The following is a 14,052-nucleotide window of genomic DNA, read 5'->3' as shown; positions in this document are numbered from 1 at the left end:
CCCGCGCGTCCCCCCGCGCCGGGGCCTCATCCCCCCCCCACCCCCCCTCCGGCTGGCCCCCCGGGGGCTGGGAAGAGGGGGGCTCTGTGAGCGAGCGCGTCGAGTGCCCCAGGCCGGAATCGAACCGACGGCCTGCCCTTTAGGAGAGGGCCGCTCTATCCTACTGAGCTACTGGGGCGCGGACCGGGAAACGGTCCGACCTCCGAGTCTAGCCGAGACGTCAGGGCCGGTGCCGCCTGCGTCGGCCGAGCACGAGCATCGCGGGCACGGACAGCGCGATCAACGCCAGCAGCACCCAGCGGGTCAGCGTGAGGGCGGAGGCCAGCTCGGCTCCCGGACCGCCGGCGGCGATCGCGGCCTCGATGGCCAGGCCCTCCCAGATGTCCACGACGGCGAACGTCACCCCGAGCGCGAGGGCACCCCACTTCGCGGCGGTCTGGCGCAGCCTCCAGGCCCCCACCGCGGACACGGTCAGGGCCACGGTGACGGCGAAGATCACCCCGGCGGTCTTGTGCACCCAGTTGAGCTGGCCGCGGGCGGCCTCGTCCATCGCGGCGGCCAGGGCGGCGATGTGCTCGGGCCCGTAGCCGAGCATGTTGTCCGGCATGGCGAGCCCGCCGGAGAGCTGGGTCATCTGGTTGAGAGCGAGCAGGTGGAAGTACGCACCGATGAACAGGGTGGTGCCGATCAGGGCCGTCACGAGCATGGCGGGGCTGCCCTCCTGCCGCCCGGCCGCGGCGAGGTCCTGGCGCACGTGAACGTCCCGCAGCCCGGGCCGCCCGGTGGGGGAGGTGCTGGGTGTGGCGGAGGCAACGGAATCGGCGGGCGCGGCGGAGGCGGCGGCCCGCTCTGTGCGGGCACGGCGGTGCGTCGGGGGCTTCTGCGGGGCCACGGGGTCTCCTCGGAAGGTGGGGCGGACTCCCATTGTCGCAGTCGGGGACGGTTCCGTGTCCGGGCCCGGCTCTAGACTCGGGGCACCATGGCAGACCTCTTCTCCTCCCTCGGCCGCGACCCGCTGCTCACCTCCCGGACCCGTCCCGTGGACCCGGAGGCGGCCCTGCCCGGGCTCGTGCCGACGTCGGTCACCCGCCCCGGTGCGGACCCGGAGGCCGGCCTGTGGGAGCGCACGGAAGCCTCCGCACCCGCCGCGCCCCCCCGCCCGGCGGACCTGGTGGCCGGGCTCAACCCGGAGCAGGCGGAGGCCGTGCAGCACACCGGCTCCCCGCTGCTGATCGTCGCCGGCGCCGGCTCGGGCAAGACCCGTGTGCTCACCCACCGGATCGCCTGGCTGCTGGCCACCGGCCAGGCCCGCCCCCAGGAGGTGCTGGCCATCACCTTCACCAACAAGGCGGCCGCAGAGATGCGTGAGCGCATCGCCGGGCTGATCGGGGACACCGCCCGGCGCATGTGGATCTCCACGTTCCACTCCTCCGCGGTGCGGATCCTGCGCAATGAGGCCGCGACCATCGGCCTGAAGTCCACCTTCACCATCTACGACTCCGCAGACTCGCTGCGCCTGGTCACGCAGATCGCCAAGGCGCACGACCTCGACCCCAAGCGCTTCGCCCCCAAGGCGCTGCTGAACCGCATCTCCTCCCTGAAGAACGAGCTCGTGGACGCGGAGGACCACGCCGCCACGGTGGCCTCCGGGGATCCGTGGGGCCAGGCGGTGGCGACCGTCTACAGGGAGTACACGGCCCGCCTCCGGCAGGCCAACGCGCTGGACTTCGACGACCTGATCGGCCGGACCGTGCACATGTTCGAGGCGTTCCCGCGCGTGCTGGACCACTACCGGCGCCGCTTCCGCCACGTGCTCGTGGACGAGTACCAGGACACCAACCACGCCCAGTACCGCCTCATCCGCCTGCTCGCTGGACCCGCCGGTGACCCCGAGGGCGTGGAGACCCCCGGCGGGGAGCTGACCGTGGTGGGCGACTCGGACCAGTCCATCTACGCCTTCCGCGGGGCGGACATCCGGAACATCGTGGAGTTCGAGGACGACTTCACCGACGCCGCCACCATCAAGCTCGAGCAGAACTACCGCTCCACCCAGACGATCCTGGACGCCGCCAACGCGGTCATCGAGCGCAACCCTGACCGCCGCCCCAAGCGCCTGTGGACCGCCGAGGGCTCCGGGCCGAAGATCGTGGGTTACGCCGCGGAGAACGAGTCCGCCGAGGCCGAATGGATCGCCTCCACCATCGACCGCCTGGGGGACGAGGAGGGGATCCGGCCGGCCGACGTCGCCGTGTTCTACCGGACCAACGCACAGTCCCGCGCCCTCGAGGAGCGTCTGGTGACCCGCGGCATCCCGTACCGGGTGATCGGCGGCACCCGCTTCTACGACCGCAAGGAGATCAAGGACGCGCTCGCCTACCTGCGCGTGGTCGTCAACCCTGACGACGACGTCACCGTCCGCCGGATCCTCAACGAGCCCAAGCGCGGCATCGGGGACCGGGCCGAGGGGGCCGTGGCCGCGTGGGCCGAACGGAACCGCACCACGTTCTTCGAGGCCCTGCGAGACGCCGAGAACGCGCCCGGGATCGCCACCCGATCCCTCAAGGCGATCCGCGGGTTCGTGCAGATGATGGACGACCTCACCCAGCTGGCCGAGGGCTCCGGGCCCGCCACCGTGCTGGAGGCCGCGCTGGAGCAGTCCGGCATGCTGGCCGCCCTGCGTGAATCCGAGGACCTGCAGGACGAGTCCCGTGCGGACAACCTCGGTGAGCTCGTGGCCGTGGTCCGCTCCTTCGAGGGCACCCACCCGGAGGGCTCACTCACCGACTTCCTCGAACAGGTGGCGCTCGTGGCGGACGCAGACCAGCTGCCCAGCCCCGCGGACGCCGAGGGGGAGGCCCTCGCCCAAGAACAGGGGCAGGTCACCCTCATGACCCTGCACACCGCCAAGGGCCTGGAGTTCCCGGTGGTGTTCCTCACCGGCATGGAGCACGGCGTGTTCCCGCACGCCCGCTCCATGACGGACGAAAAGGAGCTCGCCGAGGAGCGTCGCCTGGCCTATGTGGGGCTCACCCGCGCCCGACGCCGGCTGTTCCTCTCCCGCGCTGAAGCCCGCTCGCTGTGGGGTCAGCACCAGTTCAACCCGCCCAGCCAGTTCCTCGGGGAGATCCCCGAGGGCCTCATCGACTGGGAGCGCGAGGGCACGACGCGCGGCCCCGGCTCCCTGACCTCCCTCACCGGGGCGGGCACCTCCCGCTACGCGGACCGCTTCGGCGGCCGCGGCGGCTCCTCCCGGCGCGGCAGCATGACCGGCGCCTGGGGGGACCGGGCCCGCGGGGCGGACCCCCTCGCCCACCGGCCGGCCCGCCTGACCCGGGGCGAGGAGCCCGAGGACCTCACGGTGCCCGCCACCGTGGTGCGCGGTCGGGCACCCCGGCAGGTCCAGCTGCAGAAGGAGGTGCTGGTCCTCTCCCCGGGCGACCGCGTGGAGCACGCGAGCTTCGGCCCCGGGCGCGTGGATGCCGTCGCGGGGGCGGGGGACAAGGCGGTGGCCACCGTGACCTTCGAGGCCTCCGGGGCGCAGAAGCGTCTGCTGTTGCGGTACGCCCCGCTCAACCGGATCGAGGGCTGACCGGGGCGCCGACCACTCGTTCGGGAAAGCCGTCAGCCCACCCTCGGAACCGCGCAGGAGCTGGTCTAGAGTGACCCCGAGTGCGCCACCGACCGCCGCTCCGCCGGGCCCTGGGCGCGGCGATGCGGTCCCGCCGCGCTCCGGCTGGCACGGCTGCGCGCGGTGCCGGCAGGCAACTGTCTTCGACTGAGAAGGACACACCACCGTGGACCTGTACGAGTACCAGGCACGCGACCTGTTCGAGAAGCACGGTGTCCCCGTGCTCGCTGGCATCGTCGCCGAGACCCCGGACGAGGCCAAGGCTGCTGCGGAGAGGATCGGCGGCGTGACCGTCGTCAAGGCGCAGGTGAAGGTCGGCGGCCGCGGCAAGGCCGGCGGCGTGAAGGTCGCCAGGACCGCCGACGAGGCCTACGAGCACGCCGAGGCCATCCTCGGGATGGACATCAAGGGCCACACCGTCACCAAGGTCATGGTGGCCCAGGGCGCCGACATCGCCGAGGAGTATTACTTCTCCGTGCTGCTGGACCGTGCCAACCGCACCTACCTGGCCATGTGCTCGGTGGAGGGCGGCATGGAGATCGAGCAGCTCGCCGCCGAGCGCCCCGAGGCCCTGGCCAAGGTGCCCGTCTCCCCGCTGACCGGGATCGACGAGGACACCGCGCAGCGGATCGTCGCCGAGGCTGGCTTCCCCGAGGAGCTGAAGTCCGACGTCGCTGCCGTCATCCAGAAGCTGTGGGGGGTGTTCGACGCCGAGGACGCCACGCTCGTCGAGGTCAACCCGCTGGTGAAGACCGGTGAAGGCAAGATCCTCGCCCTCGACGGCAAGGTTTCCCTCGATGACAACGCCGAGTTCCGCCAGGAGGGCCACGCGGCCCTCGCGGACAAGACGACCGAGGATCCGCTCGAGGCCAAGGCCAAGGAGAACGACCTCAACTACGTCAAGCTCGACGGCCAGGTCGGCGTGATCGGCAACGGCGCAGGCCTCGTGATGTCCACCCTGGACGTCGTGGCCTACGCCGGCGAGAAGCACGGCGGCGTGACGCCGGCGAACTTCCTGGACATCGGCGGCGGCGCGAACGCCGAGGTCATGGCCGCGGGCCTGGACGTGATCCTGGGCGACGAGCAGGTCAAGTCCGTGTTCGTGAACGTGTTCGGCGGCATCACGGCGTGCGACGCCGTCGCCAGCGGCATCGTCAAGGCTCTGGAGATCCTCGGCGACACCGCCACCAAGCCGCTGGTGGTGCGTCTCGACGGCAACAACGTGGAGGAGGGCCGGCGCATCCTGAACGAGGCGAACCACCCCCTCGTGACCCAGGCCGCCACCATGGACGAGGGCGCCGACAAGGCCGCCGAGCTCGCCCACGCCGCCCACTGACTCTCCGGAAAGAGAGGGAAGACTGACATGTCGATCTACCTGAACAAGGATTCCAAGGTCATCGTCCAGGGCATCACCGGCGGCGAGGGCACCAAGCACACCCGCCTGATGCTCAAGGCGGGCACGAACATCGTGGGCGGTGTGAACGCCCGCAAGGCCGGCACCACCGTGTCCCACGAGGACAAGGACGGCAACGCCGTCGAACTGCCCGTGTTCGGCTCCGTCAAGGAGGCCATGGAGAAGACCGGCGCGAACGTGTCCGTGTCGTTCGTGCCGCCGGCCTTCGCCAAGGACGCCGCGATCGAGGCCATCGAGGCCGAGATCCCCCTGCTGGTGGTCATCACCGAGGGCGTCCCGGTGCAGGACTCCGCCGCGTTCTTCGCCCTGTCCCAGGCCACGACCGGCGCCGACGGCAAGCCGAAGACCCGCATCATCGGCCCGAACTGCCCCGGCATCATCACCCCGGGTGAGGCCCTGGCGGGCATCACCCCGGCCTCGATCACCGGCTCCGGCCCGATCGGCCTGGTGTCCAAGTCCGGCACGTTGACCTATCAGATGATGTACGAGCTGAAGGACTTCGGGTTCTCGACCGCCATCGGCATCGGCGGCGACCCGGTGATCGGCACCACGCACATCGACGCCCTCGAGGCGTTCGAGGCCGACCCGGACACCAAGGCCATCGTGATGATCGGTGAGATCGGCGGCGACGCCGAGGAGCGTGCCGCCGAGTTCATCAAGGCCAACGTGACCAAGCCGGTGGTCGGCTACGTCGCAGGCTTCACGGCCCCGGAGGGCAAGACCATGGGCCACGCCGGCGCCATCGTCTCCGGCTCCTCCGGCACCGCGCAGGCCAAGAAGGAGGCCCTCGAGGCCGCGGGCGTGAAGGTCGGCAAGACCCCGTCCGAGACCGCGCAGCTGATGCGCGAGATCCTGCAGAACCAGGGCTGAGCCCGACTGGCCTGCGGCGCGGGCTTCCCACGCCGCTCCGGGGGCGGAAGGGGGCCGGATTAGGGGGGGATTGAGGCCCCCTTCGCCCCCGGAGCGTATTGGGGGAGTCGCTCAGCCCACGTTCGCGCCGAAGAGCAGACCCAGCACGTAGGTCACGGCCGCGGCGCCGAATCCGATCGCCAGCTGGCGCAGGCCCCGCCACAGGGGCGAGGAGCCCGAGAGCAGGCCCACGACGCCGCCCGTGAACATCAGCGCCATACCCACCAGGGCCGCTGCCACGGCCAGCGCCACCCAGCCGGTGGCCCCGAACAGGTACGGCAGGATCGGGATGAGCGCGCCGGAGGCGAAGAACAGGAAGCTCGAGAGCGAGGCACCCCACGCCGAACCGATCTCCGCGAAGGACTCCGAGTGGTCCACGGGCCCCTGCGAGCCGTCCGGGCGGGCGGAGAACTGCGGGTTGCAGTCGCAGCTGAGGTAGCCGATCCGTTCCAGGGCGCGGTGCTTGGCGTCCTCCGGCTGCATGCCGCGGGCCAGGTACACCAGCTCCAGCTCGTTCGCGTCCAAGTCCAGGAACTGAGCGGCCTCGAGCGTCACCTGCGTGGGGGAGGACGCTTCCAGCAGCTCGCGCTGGGAGCGCACGGACACGTACTCGCCGGCGGCCATGGACAGCGCCCCGGCCAGCAGGCCCGCGATGCCCGTGAACAGCACCACCGACGGCGCCACACCCGTGGCCCCGATGCCCATCACGAGCGCCAGGTTGGACACCAGGCCGTCGTTCATGCCGAACACTGCGGCCCGGAAGGACCCGGCCAGCTGTTCACGGCCACGCGAGGCCAGCCCGCGCACCACCTCCTCGTGGATGCGCTCGTCCGCCACCATGCCGGCGGTGGCGTCGGCGTCCTTGGCATACGGGGTGTCCGACTCCGCGCGCTGGGCCAGGGCCAGCACGAACACGGAACCGAACAGGCGTGCCAGGGCACGCAGCAGGATGCGGTGGGACGAGGGCCGGGGCGGGTTCTCGGCGTGCGGGCCGAGCAGGCTCCGCCAGTGGTCCTCATGGCGGCGCTCCGCCTCGGCCAGCCCGAGCAGGATCTCCCGCTCCACACCGTCCTTGCGGGCGGCGATGTCCCGGTAGATCTGGCCCTCGGCGATCTCATCGGCGAGGTACCGACGCCAGCGCCGGACCTGCTCCCGGCTGGGTTCGTACGGTGCGGCGGCGGACGGGGAATCAGGGGTGGCAGTGCTCATGGACGCTCCAGACCGGTGGGGTGGGAGGGGCTCAGTCCGTGGGGTAGGTGGGGTGCACCGGCTCTGCGCCGAACAGGAAGTGCCGGCCGGTGGTCTCGGTGGGCTCCACCACCACGTAGTGCTGCTTGATGGTCGGCACCCAGGACTCGAACTCGAGTGCCTCGGCCTCCTCGATCTCCGCGGAGGTGGTCAGCTCGCGGGCGGTGCCGCGCACCTGCACGGACCACGCCTGGTCTGAGAGCACGCCGTCGGCCTGGACCACGACGTCCGGGGAGGCGGTGAGTTCGAGGAGCTTGGTGCCCGGGGCCGTGCGGAACCAGATGCGGCCGCCACGGGCGGCGATGTTCACGGGGATGATGTCGATCCGGTCGCCGATCCGGGTGCCCAGCCGGGCATGGCGGACGCGCTCGAGCAGCTGCCAGCACTGCTCCTCGGTGAGGGCCAGCACGGGCTGGCCGTCCTCGTGGGGGAACATCGAGGCCGCCTCCACAGCAGGGTCCGGGCGCTGCATGGACGGGGTGCTCTCGGTCATCGTGGTCTCCCTGGATCTGTGATGGGGCCTGTGGCGCCGGGGACGGCACCGGTCCCCGCCATTGTCCCCCGCGGCCCCGTGCTCGCGCGAACCCTGGTGAGCTCTGTCAGGACGGCGGCGGCCGTCGGGGCCCGGCGACCCGGGCCCACCGCGAGCAGGTGCCGGGCCAGGTGCGCGGGCGTGTCCGGGGCGGGGCCGGCGTCGTCGGCGCCCACGAGCGTGCCCCCGGCACGGGCGACCAGCAGCTGCCCGGCCGCCACATCCCAGGGATTCGTGTCCACCAGCAGTGCGACGTCGGCCCAGCCGGCGGCCACATAGGCCAGCTCGAGCGCCCCGGAGACCGTGCGGCGCACCGTGGCATGGGCCTGCACCAGGTGCGCGAAGCGCTCGGCCGCGCTGGGGCCCTCCCGGTCCAAGGCCTCGGCAGCCGGATAGGAGGTCACCAGGTTCAGGGAGCGCTCGCCGCCAGCCGGGGCCGGCCGCCGCGGCAGGGGGATTCGGCCGAGCCAGGCACCGGTGCTGTCCGCGGAGAACTCGAGCCCGTCCACCGGGCTCAGCACGACGCCGGCCACCACCTGACCGTGCACCTCCGCCGCCACCGACACGGAGAACATCGCGAAGCCATGGGAGAAGTTCGAGGTCCCGTCGATCGGGTCCACGATCCACCGCACGACGCCGGGCCCGTCCGCCCCGGTGCGCCCCTCCGCTCCGGTGCACCCGGTCTCCTCACCGAGCACCGTGCTGCCGGGCACCGCTGTGGTCAAAGCCGCCACGAGAGCCTCCTCGGTGGCGCGGTCGTGCACCGTGACGAGGTCGTGGTGGTTGGTCTTGGTCTCGGCGGCCGTGCCCGGGGTACGGAAGGCCGCAGCCAGGGCGGGGGCGACGCCACGGGCCGCCTCGAGGGCGATGCCGCGCAGCGCGGCCGGGCAGGGGGTAGACATGGGCCCAGCGTAGGCCGCCCGGGCCGCCGAAGCCCGGGCCGGCGTCGTCCTGGGCGCTCCCAGGGGAGTGGACTACCCTCGGATGGTTCTGCGTCCGCTCCGTGCCTTGTCGGCGCGCCGAGGAGGGTGCGGACGTCGTCCGTCCCCGTCGACGAGAGGGTCCCATGCCACGTCCAGTCAACGCCAAAGCCGCGTACTACCCCGGTCTGGACGGTCTGCGCTCCCTCGCCGTGGCGCTCGTGATCGCCTACCACCTCGGGGTGCCCTTCGCCGACGGCGGCCTGCTGGGCGTCGGCGTGTTCTTCACGCTCTCCGGCTTCCTCATCACCTCGCTGCTGCTCAACCGCTGGGACACCCACGGGGACCTGGACCTCAAGCACTTCTGGATCCGCCGCTTCCGGCGCCTGCTGCCCGCCGTCGTCCTGCTGCTGGCTGCGGTGCTCGCCGCCACCGCGGTGACGGACCCCGAACGCATGGGCACACGCCTGGGCGAATCCCTCGCCGCCCTGTTCTATGTGGCCAACTGGCACACCATCCTCTCCGGAAAGTCCTACTTCGACGAGACCGGCATCGGCCCCCTGGACCACCTGTGGTCCCTGGCCGTGGAGGAGCAGTTCTACATCGTCTGGCCGCTGCTCCTGCTGGGCCTGATCGCCCTCACCCGCGCCCGCCCGAGGCTCATGGCCGGGATCGTCCTGGTGCTCGGCATCGGCTCGTTCGTTCTCCTGGCGGTGCTCGCCGACCCCGCCGGCGACGCCACCCGCGCCTACGAGGGCACCGACACCCGCGCCGGCGGCCTGCTCTGGGGTGCCGTGCTCGCCTTCCTCTGGCGCCCACAGGCCGTGGCGCGGATCCAGGGTGTGGGGGTGCGCCTGCTGGACCTGCTCGGCGTGGCAGGCCTGGCCGGGATCGTCCTGCTCGCGGCCACCATGTCCCAGAACAACCCCCACCTCTACACCTGGGGCCTGGCCGCGCTCACCGTCTCCACCTGCGCGGTGCTCATGCCCCTGGTGTACAACGGGACCTGGACCGCCCGCGCCCTCGGCATCGCCCCGCTGCAGTGGATTGGCGCCCGCTCCTACGGCATCTACCTGTGGCAGATGCCCGTGGTCGCCTTCCTCCCCGAGCGGGTGCTCCACGGCCAGCCGCTCGCCCGCGGCGCCCTCGTGGTGGTCATCACCCTCGTGCTGGCGGCGCTGTCCTGGAGCCTCGTGGAGGATCCGATCCGCCGCCACGGCCTGCTGGCCCTGGTCTCCGGCCGTGCCGCGCGCACCCGCCGCCACGGCGACGGCCTGCCCGTGCCCCCGGCACCCCGCCGGGCCATGAGCGGGGCCGCAGCCGGCCTCCCAGCCGCGTCCGCCGTGCCGGGTGCACCGGCCTCCGCCGCGGGGACGGCCGCCGCTGCCGGGGCTCCCGACGCCGGCCGCCGCACCGGCTCCTCGACCCTCACCGAGCGCGTCCCGGCTACCCCCGGACCCGTCGGGCTCTCCCTGCGCTCGGCGGGCATGGCGGCCCTGTCCGCCCTCGCCCTCGTGGGCCTGACCGCCCTCCCGCAGACCTCCGTGCAGGAGATCGCCTCCCAGGCCGGCCCCCAGGCCCCCGTCGGCGAGCCGACCGCCCCCGTCGCCCGGCCGACGTCGCCGGCCACCACCACCGCGTGCACCACCGTGGTGCACATCGGGGACTCCTCCTCCCTGGCCTCCGGCAGCGGCCCCCGCTCCCTGATCGACGACCCGACCCTGCAGCTCCAGGGCCGCTACCGCGCCGTGGGCGTGCAGACCGTCGTCGAGGACGTGGCCGGCGGCCGCTCCCTGCGCGAGAAGTTCTCCGAACGGGACCTCCAGCCCGGCCAGGTGAACACCAACGCTCCCGAGGCCATGGCCGAACACGCCGCCGAGATCGGCCCCGACGGCTGCTGGGTGGTGAACGTGGGCCTCAACGACTCCGCCAACATGGCCAAGGCGGACGCCTGGGACAGCGTGGACGCCCGCATCGACGCCGTCATGCAGGCCTCCCAGGGCCGCCCCGTGCTGTGGGTGGACGCCGTGATCATGCCCTGGGCCACCAAGGCGCACTACACGCCCGAGAGCGCCCGCCGCTTCAACGAGGCCCTCGTGGCCGCCACCGCCCGCCACCCCAACCTGTGGGTCTACGACTGGCAGCGCGAGTCCTCCGCCCACCCCGAGTGGTTCCTCGAGAACGACGCCAACCACAACAACGAGGCCGGGGCCATCGCCAAGGCCGAGGGCATGGCCCGTGCGCTCGTGGCCGCGTTCCCCGCCGACCAGGACCCTGCGGAGGACCGGGTGGTGCTCTCCCGCTGACCCCGGGCCGGGAACACCGCATGCGGGATACTGGGGGCATGTCCGCACCGCAGCAGTCCCAACCCGAGCCCGCCGACGCCGCCAGCGTCCTCGCCCGCACCCGGGCGACCGGCGTGGAGAACGTCGCCACGCACCTGCAGGAGGGCTGGAACACGTGGCAGCGCTCGCGGGCTCGTGAGCGCGGCTGGGTGCCCACGCTGATCGCGTTCACCGGCTACGGCACCACCGCCTGGGTGCGGGTCCTCTCCCGGGTGGTGCTCGCCAAGGACGAGGACTACCTGAACGGGTACCGGCTGTCGAAGGTGGTGGCCGACGGCGTGCGCGGCTGGCGCAACTTCATCTCCCCTCCCATGGCCTACGCCGAGGTCTCCGTGCGGGTGGGGGAGGTGTGCACGCGGGTCCGGGCGGACCGCATGGGTGTGATCGACGCCCGGATCGAGGTGGAGCTCGAGCCGGGGTGGCGCACCGCCGTGCTCACCGTGGGCGACGGCGAGGAGGTCACCCTGGACCTCTTCATCTCCTCCCCGGACGCGAAGCTCGGGATGGTCTCGGACATCGACGACACCGTGGTGGTCACCTCCCTGCCCCGCCCGCTGCTGGCCGCGTGGAACTCGTTCGTGATCGACGAGCACGCCCGCACCCCCACCCCTGGCATGGCCGTGCTGCTGCGCCGGCTCGCGGAGGCGGACGAGATGGCTCCGGTGATCTACCTGAGTACGGGGGCCTGGAACGTCGCCCAGACCCTCACCCGCTTCCTGGGGCGCAACCTGTACCCGCTCGGGGCGTTGCTGCTCACCAGCTGGGGGCCCACCCGGAACCGGTGGTTCCGCTCCGGCATGGAACACAAGGTGAGTCAGCTCGAGCGTCTGGCGGAGGAGTTCCCGGACATGCAGTGGGTGCTGGTGGGCGACGACGGCCAGCACGATCCGGAGATCTACGCCGACTTCGCGCACCGCCACCCGGACCGGGTGAAGGCGATCGTGATCCGCCAGCTCACCCCCTCCGAGGCGCTGCTCGCGGGTGGTCGGGCCGAGGGCACCCGCCAGTCCACCCCGGGCATCCCGTGGTGCTACGGCCCGGACGGGGCGGCGCTGTCCGACCAGCTGGAGGCCCTGGGCATCCTGCCGGAACGCTTCGTGGACGTGCAGCCGCAGGGCTGGCGGGAGCAGATCGGCGACGTCGAGGAGGTCGCCGAGGATGCCGAGTGAGACTTCCGGCGCCGGCCGGAGTGTGGAGGTCCGGGTGCCGCTGCGGTGGGCGGACATGGACGCCTACGGGCATGTGAACAACACCGCGGTGGTGCAGGTGCTCGAGGAGGCTCGGGTGGCCGCGTTCGGGGTGCCCTCGGGCACCGGGGCCGGTGCGGGGGAGCAGGCGGTGCCGCCGCCGATCGACTTGCTCGAGGGCGTGGGGCCGGGGGTGCGGACGTTCATCGCCGAGCACACCGTGCGCTACCGGGCGCAGATGCCATTCCGGCCGGTGCCGTTGCGGGTGGTGGTCTCGGTGGAGGCGGTGAAGGCGGCCGCGGTGCATGTGGGCTACGCCCTGCACGACGGCGTCGACGGCACCCTCTGTGCGACGGCCACCTCCGTCATGGTGTTCGTGGACGGCGCCACCGGCCGTCCCGTGCGGGTGAGCCCCGAGCAGCGGGCGGCCCTGCGCGGGGAGTGAGCCCCCTTCACCAGCGCCCCTCACCCAGTGCCCCCCTCACCCAGCGCCCCCGGAGCCGCTGAGGCGGGTGGTGGATCAGACGATGCCCTGGGCGAGCATCGCGTCGGCCACCTTGATGAAGCCGGCGATGTTGGCACCGGCCACGTAGTTGCCCGGCGTGCCGTACTCCTCGGCGGTCTCGAGGCAGCGGTCGTGGATCGAGTGCATGATCGCCTCCAGGCGGTCGTGGGTGTACTCGAACGTCCACGAGTCACGCGAGGCGTTCTGCTGCATCTCCAGTGCGGAGGTCGCCACACCGCCGGCGTTCGCGGCCTTGCCCGGTGCGAACAGCGTGCCCGCATCCTGGAACAGGTGCGCGGCGGCCTCGGTGCAGGGCATGTTCGCGCCCTCGGAGACGGCCTTCACACCGTTCTTCAGGAGGGTCTTCGCGGCAGCCTCGTCCAGCTCGTTCTGCGTGGCAGAGGGGATCGCCACGGTGCCGGGCACATCCCACACGGACCCGCCGGCCACGAACCGGGCGCCGGAGCCGCGGCGGGAGGCGTACTCGGAGATGCGGCCGCGCTCGACCTCCTTGATCTGCTTGAGCAGGTCCAGGTCCAGGCCCTGCTCGTCGACGACGTACCCGGAGGAATCCGAGGCCGTCACCACGGTGGCGCCCAGGGCGGTGGCCTTCTCGGCCGCGTAGATCGCCACGTTGCCGGAGCCGGAGACCAGCACGCGCTGGCCCTCCATGGACTCCCCGCGGGTCTTGAGCATGGCGTCGGCGAACATCACGGCGCCGTAGCCGGTGGCCTCGGTGCGCACGAGCGAGCCACCCCAGGTGAGGCCCTTGCCGGTGAGCACGCCCGCCTCGAAGCGGTTGGTCAGGCGCTTGTACTGGCCGAACAGGTAGCCGATCTCGCGGGCACCCACGCCGATGTCCCCGGCGGGCACGTCCGTGTGCTCGCCGATGTGGCGGTGCAGCTCCGTCATGAACGACTGGCAGAAGCGCATGACCTCGGCATCCGAGCGGCCGGCCGGGTTGAAGTCCGAGCCGCCCTTGCCGCCGCCGATCGGCATGCCGGTGAGCGAGTTCTTGAAGATCTGCTCGAAGCCGAGGAACTTGATGACGCCCACGTTCACGGACGGGTGGAAGCGCAGGCCGCCCTTGTACGGGCCGAGGGCGGAGTTGAACTCCACGCGGAAGCCGCGGTTGACCTGCACGACGCCGGCGTCGTCCACCCACGGGACGCGGAAGATGATCTGACGCTCGGGCTCGCACAGGCGGTGGAGGATGCCGGCCTCCACGTACTGGGGGTGGCGCTCCATCACGGGGTCGAGCGCCTCGAACACCTCGGTCACGGCCTGGTGGAACTCCGGCTCGCCGGGGTTGCGGGCGAACACCTCGTCGCGCAGGGTCTCGAGTTCCTGGTGCATGGGGCCTC

The 14,052-nt window shown here is 72.1% G+C and carries 11 protein-coding genes and 1 tRNA gene; 6 read left to right on the top strand and 6 right to left on the bottom strand.

Annotation, left to right across the window (positions count from 1 at the left end):
- Positions 1-104 precede the first annotated feature (104 nt).
- Positions 105-178: transfer RNA gene (locus tag SPI96_RS07735), tRNA-Arg, on the bottom strand.
- 42 nt (positions 179-220) lie between these two features.
- Complete coding sequence (locus SPI96_RS07730; RefSeq protein ID WP_321081790.1) at positions 221-892, bottom strand: hypothetical protein; 672 nt, start codon at positions 890-892, stop codon at positions 221-223.
- A gap of 87 nt (positions 893-979) precedes the next feature.
- Between SPI96_RS07730 and pcrA the strand changes: the two genes are divergently transcribed.
- The 3 genes from pcrA to sucD all read left to right on the top strand — a co-directional run bounded on the left by pcrA (position 980) and on the right by sucD (position 5,912).
- Positions 980-3,589, top strand: a complete 2,610-nt coding sequence (gene pcrA, locus SPI96_RS07725) for a DNA helicase PcrA (RefSeq protein ID WP_321081789.1) — start codon at positions 980-982, stop codon at positions 3,587-3,589.
- Between the two features lie 205 nt (positions 3,590-3,794).
- Positions 3,795-4,964, top strand: a complete 1,170-nt coding sequence (gene sucC / locus SPI96_RS07720) for an ADP-forming succinate--CoA ligase subunit beta (protein ID WP_321081788.1) — start codon at positions 3,795-3,797, stop codon at positions 4,962-4,964.
- Between the two features lie 27 nt (positions 4,965-4,991).
- Complete coding sequence (sucD, locus tag SPI96_RS07715; RefSeq protein WP_321081787.1) at positions 4,992-5,912, top strand: succinate--CoA ligase subunit alpha; 921 nt, start codon at positions 4,992-4,994, stop codon at positions 5,910-5,912.
- A gap of 111 nt (positions 5,913-6,023) precedes the next feature.
- Here sucD and SPI96_RS07710 read toward each other — a convergent pair whose 3' ends face one another.
- Genes SPI96_RS07710 through SPI96_RS07700 form a run of 3 tightly spaced genes read right to left on the bottom strand, consistent with a single transcriptional unit; the run spans position 6,024 to position 8,633 of the window.
- On the bottom strand, positions 6,024-7,160 hold the full coding sequence (locus SPI96_RS07710; protein WP_321081786.1) for a VIT1/CCC1 transporter family protein: 1,137 nt from the start codon (positions 7,158-7,160) through the stop codon (positions 6,024-6,026).
- A 31-nt stretch (positions 7,161-7,191) separates the two neighbouring features.
- On the bottom strand, positions 7,192-7,692 hold the full coding sequence (locus tag SPI96_RS07705; protein WP_321081785.1) for a pyridoxamine 5'-phosphate oxidase family protein: 501 nt from the start codon (positions 7,690-7,692) through the stop codon (positions 7,192-7,194).
- Entirely contained in the window at positions 7,689-8,633 is a 945-nt protein-coding gene (locus tag SPI96_RS07700) for an inositol monophosphatase (RefSeq protein WP_321081784.1), read from the bottom strand. Before SPI96_RS07700 ends, SPI96_RS07705 begins: the two co-directional genes overlap by 4 nt.
- Positions 8,634-8,797: 164 nt before the next feature.
- Here SPI96_RS07700 and SPI96_RS07695 point away from each other — a divergent pair, with 164 nt between their 5' ends.
- The 3 genes from SPI96_RS07695 to SPI96_RS07685 are packed head-to-tail and all read left to right on the top strand — an operon-like array spanning position 8,798 to position 12,628.
- Positions 8,798-10,957, top strand: coding sequence for an acyltransferase family protein (locus SPI96_RS07695; protein WP_321081783.1), 2,160 nt, complete (start codon positions 8,798-8,800; stop codon positions 10,955-10,957).
- A 38-nt stretch (positions 10,958-10,995) separates the two neighbouring features.
- Positions 10,996-12,165, top strand: a complete 1,170-nt coding sequence (locus tag SPI96_RS07690) for an App1 family protein (RefSeq protein WP_321081782.1) — start codon at positions 10,996-10,998, stop codon at positions 12,163-12,165.
- A complete protein-coding gene (locus SPI96_RS07685; protein ID WP_321081781.1) occupies positions 12,155-12,628 on the top strand; it encodes a thioesterase family protein in 474 nt (157 codons plus the stop codon). The genes SPI96_RS07690 and SPI96_RS07685 overlap by 11 nt, the downstream gene beginning before the upstream one ends.
- Positions 12,629-12,703: 75 nt before the next feature.
- Here SPI96_RS07685 and gdhA read toward each other — a convergent pair whose 3' ends face one another.
- On the bottom strand, positions 12,704-14,044 hold the full coding sequence (gene gdhA, locus SPI96_RS07680; protein WP_321081780.1) for an NADP-specific glutamate dehydrogenase: 1,341 nt from the start codon (positions 14,042-14,044) through the stop codon (positions 12,704-12,706).
- Between the last annotated feature and the right edge of the window lie 8 nt (positions 14,045-14,052).

This window comes from Micrococcus sp. (genome assembly GCF_034179925.1).
GTDB lineage: Bacteria > Actinomycetota > Actinomycetes > Actinomycetales > Micrococcaceae > Micrococcus.
This window is presented reverse-complemented; position numbering and strand designations above follow the sequence as displayed.

What these genes read in the sequence shown, in the direction of transcription:
- SPI96_RS07710 (WP_321081786.1), bottom strand. Translation starts at nt 7,160, where the DNA reads ATGAGCACTGCCACCCCTGATTCCCCGTCCGCCGCCGCACCGTACGAA.
- SPI96_RS07705 (WP_321081785.1), bottom strand. Translation starts at nt 7,692, where the DNA reads ATGACCGAGAGCACCCCGTCCATGCAGCGCCCGGACCCTGCTGTGGAG.
- gdhA (WP_321081780.1), bottom strand. Translation starts at nt 14,044, where the DNA reads ATGCACCAGGAACTCGAGACCCTGCGCGACGAGGTGTTCGCCCGCAAC.
- SPI96_RS07685 (WP_321081781.1), top strand. Translation starts at nt 12,155, where the DNA reads ATGCCGAGTGAGACTTCCGGCGCCGGCCGGAGTGTGGAGGTCCGGGTG.
- SPI96_RS07695 (WP_321081783.1), top strand. Translation starts at nt 8,798, where the DNA reads ATGCCACGTCCAGTCAACGCCAAAGCCGCGTACTACCCCGGTCTGGAC.
- SPI96_RS07700 (WP_321081784.1), bottom strand. Translation starts at nt 8,633, where the DNA reads ATGTCTACCCCCTGCCCGGCCGCGCTGCGCGGCATCGCCCTCGAGGCG.
- pcrA (WP_321081789.1), top strand. Translation starts at nt 980, where the DNA reads ATGGCAGACCTCTTCTCCTCCCTCGGCCGCGACCCGCTGCTCACCTCC.
- sucD (WP_321081787.1), top strand. Translation starts at nt 4,992, where the DNA reads ATGTCGATCTACCTGAACAAGGATTCCAAGGTCATCGTCCAGGGCATC.
- SPI96_RS07690 (WP_321081782.1), top strand. Translation starts at nt 10,996, where the DNA reads ATGTCCGCACCGCAGCAGTCCCAACCCGAGCCCGCCGACGCCGCCAGC.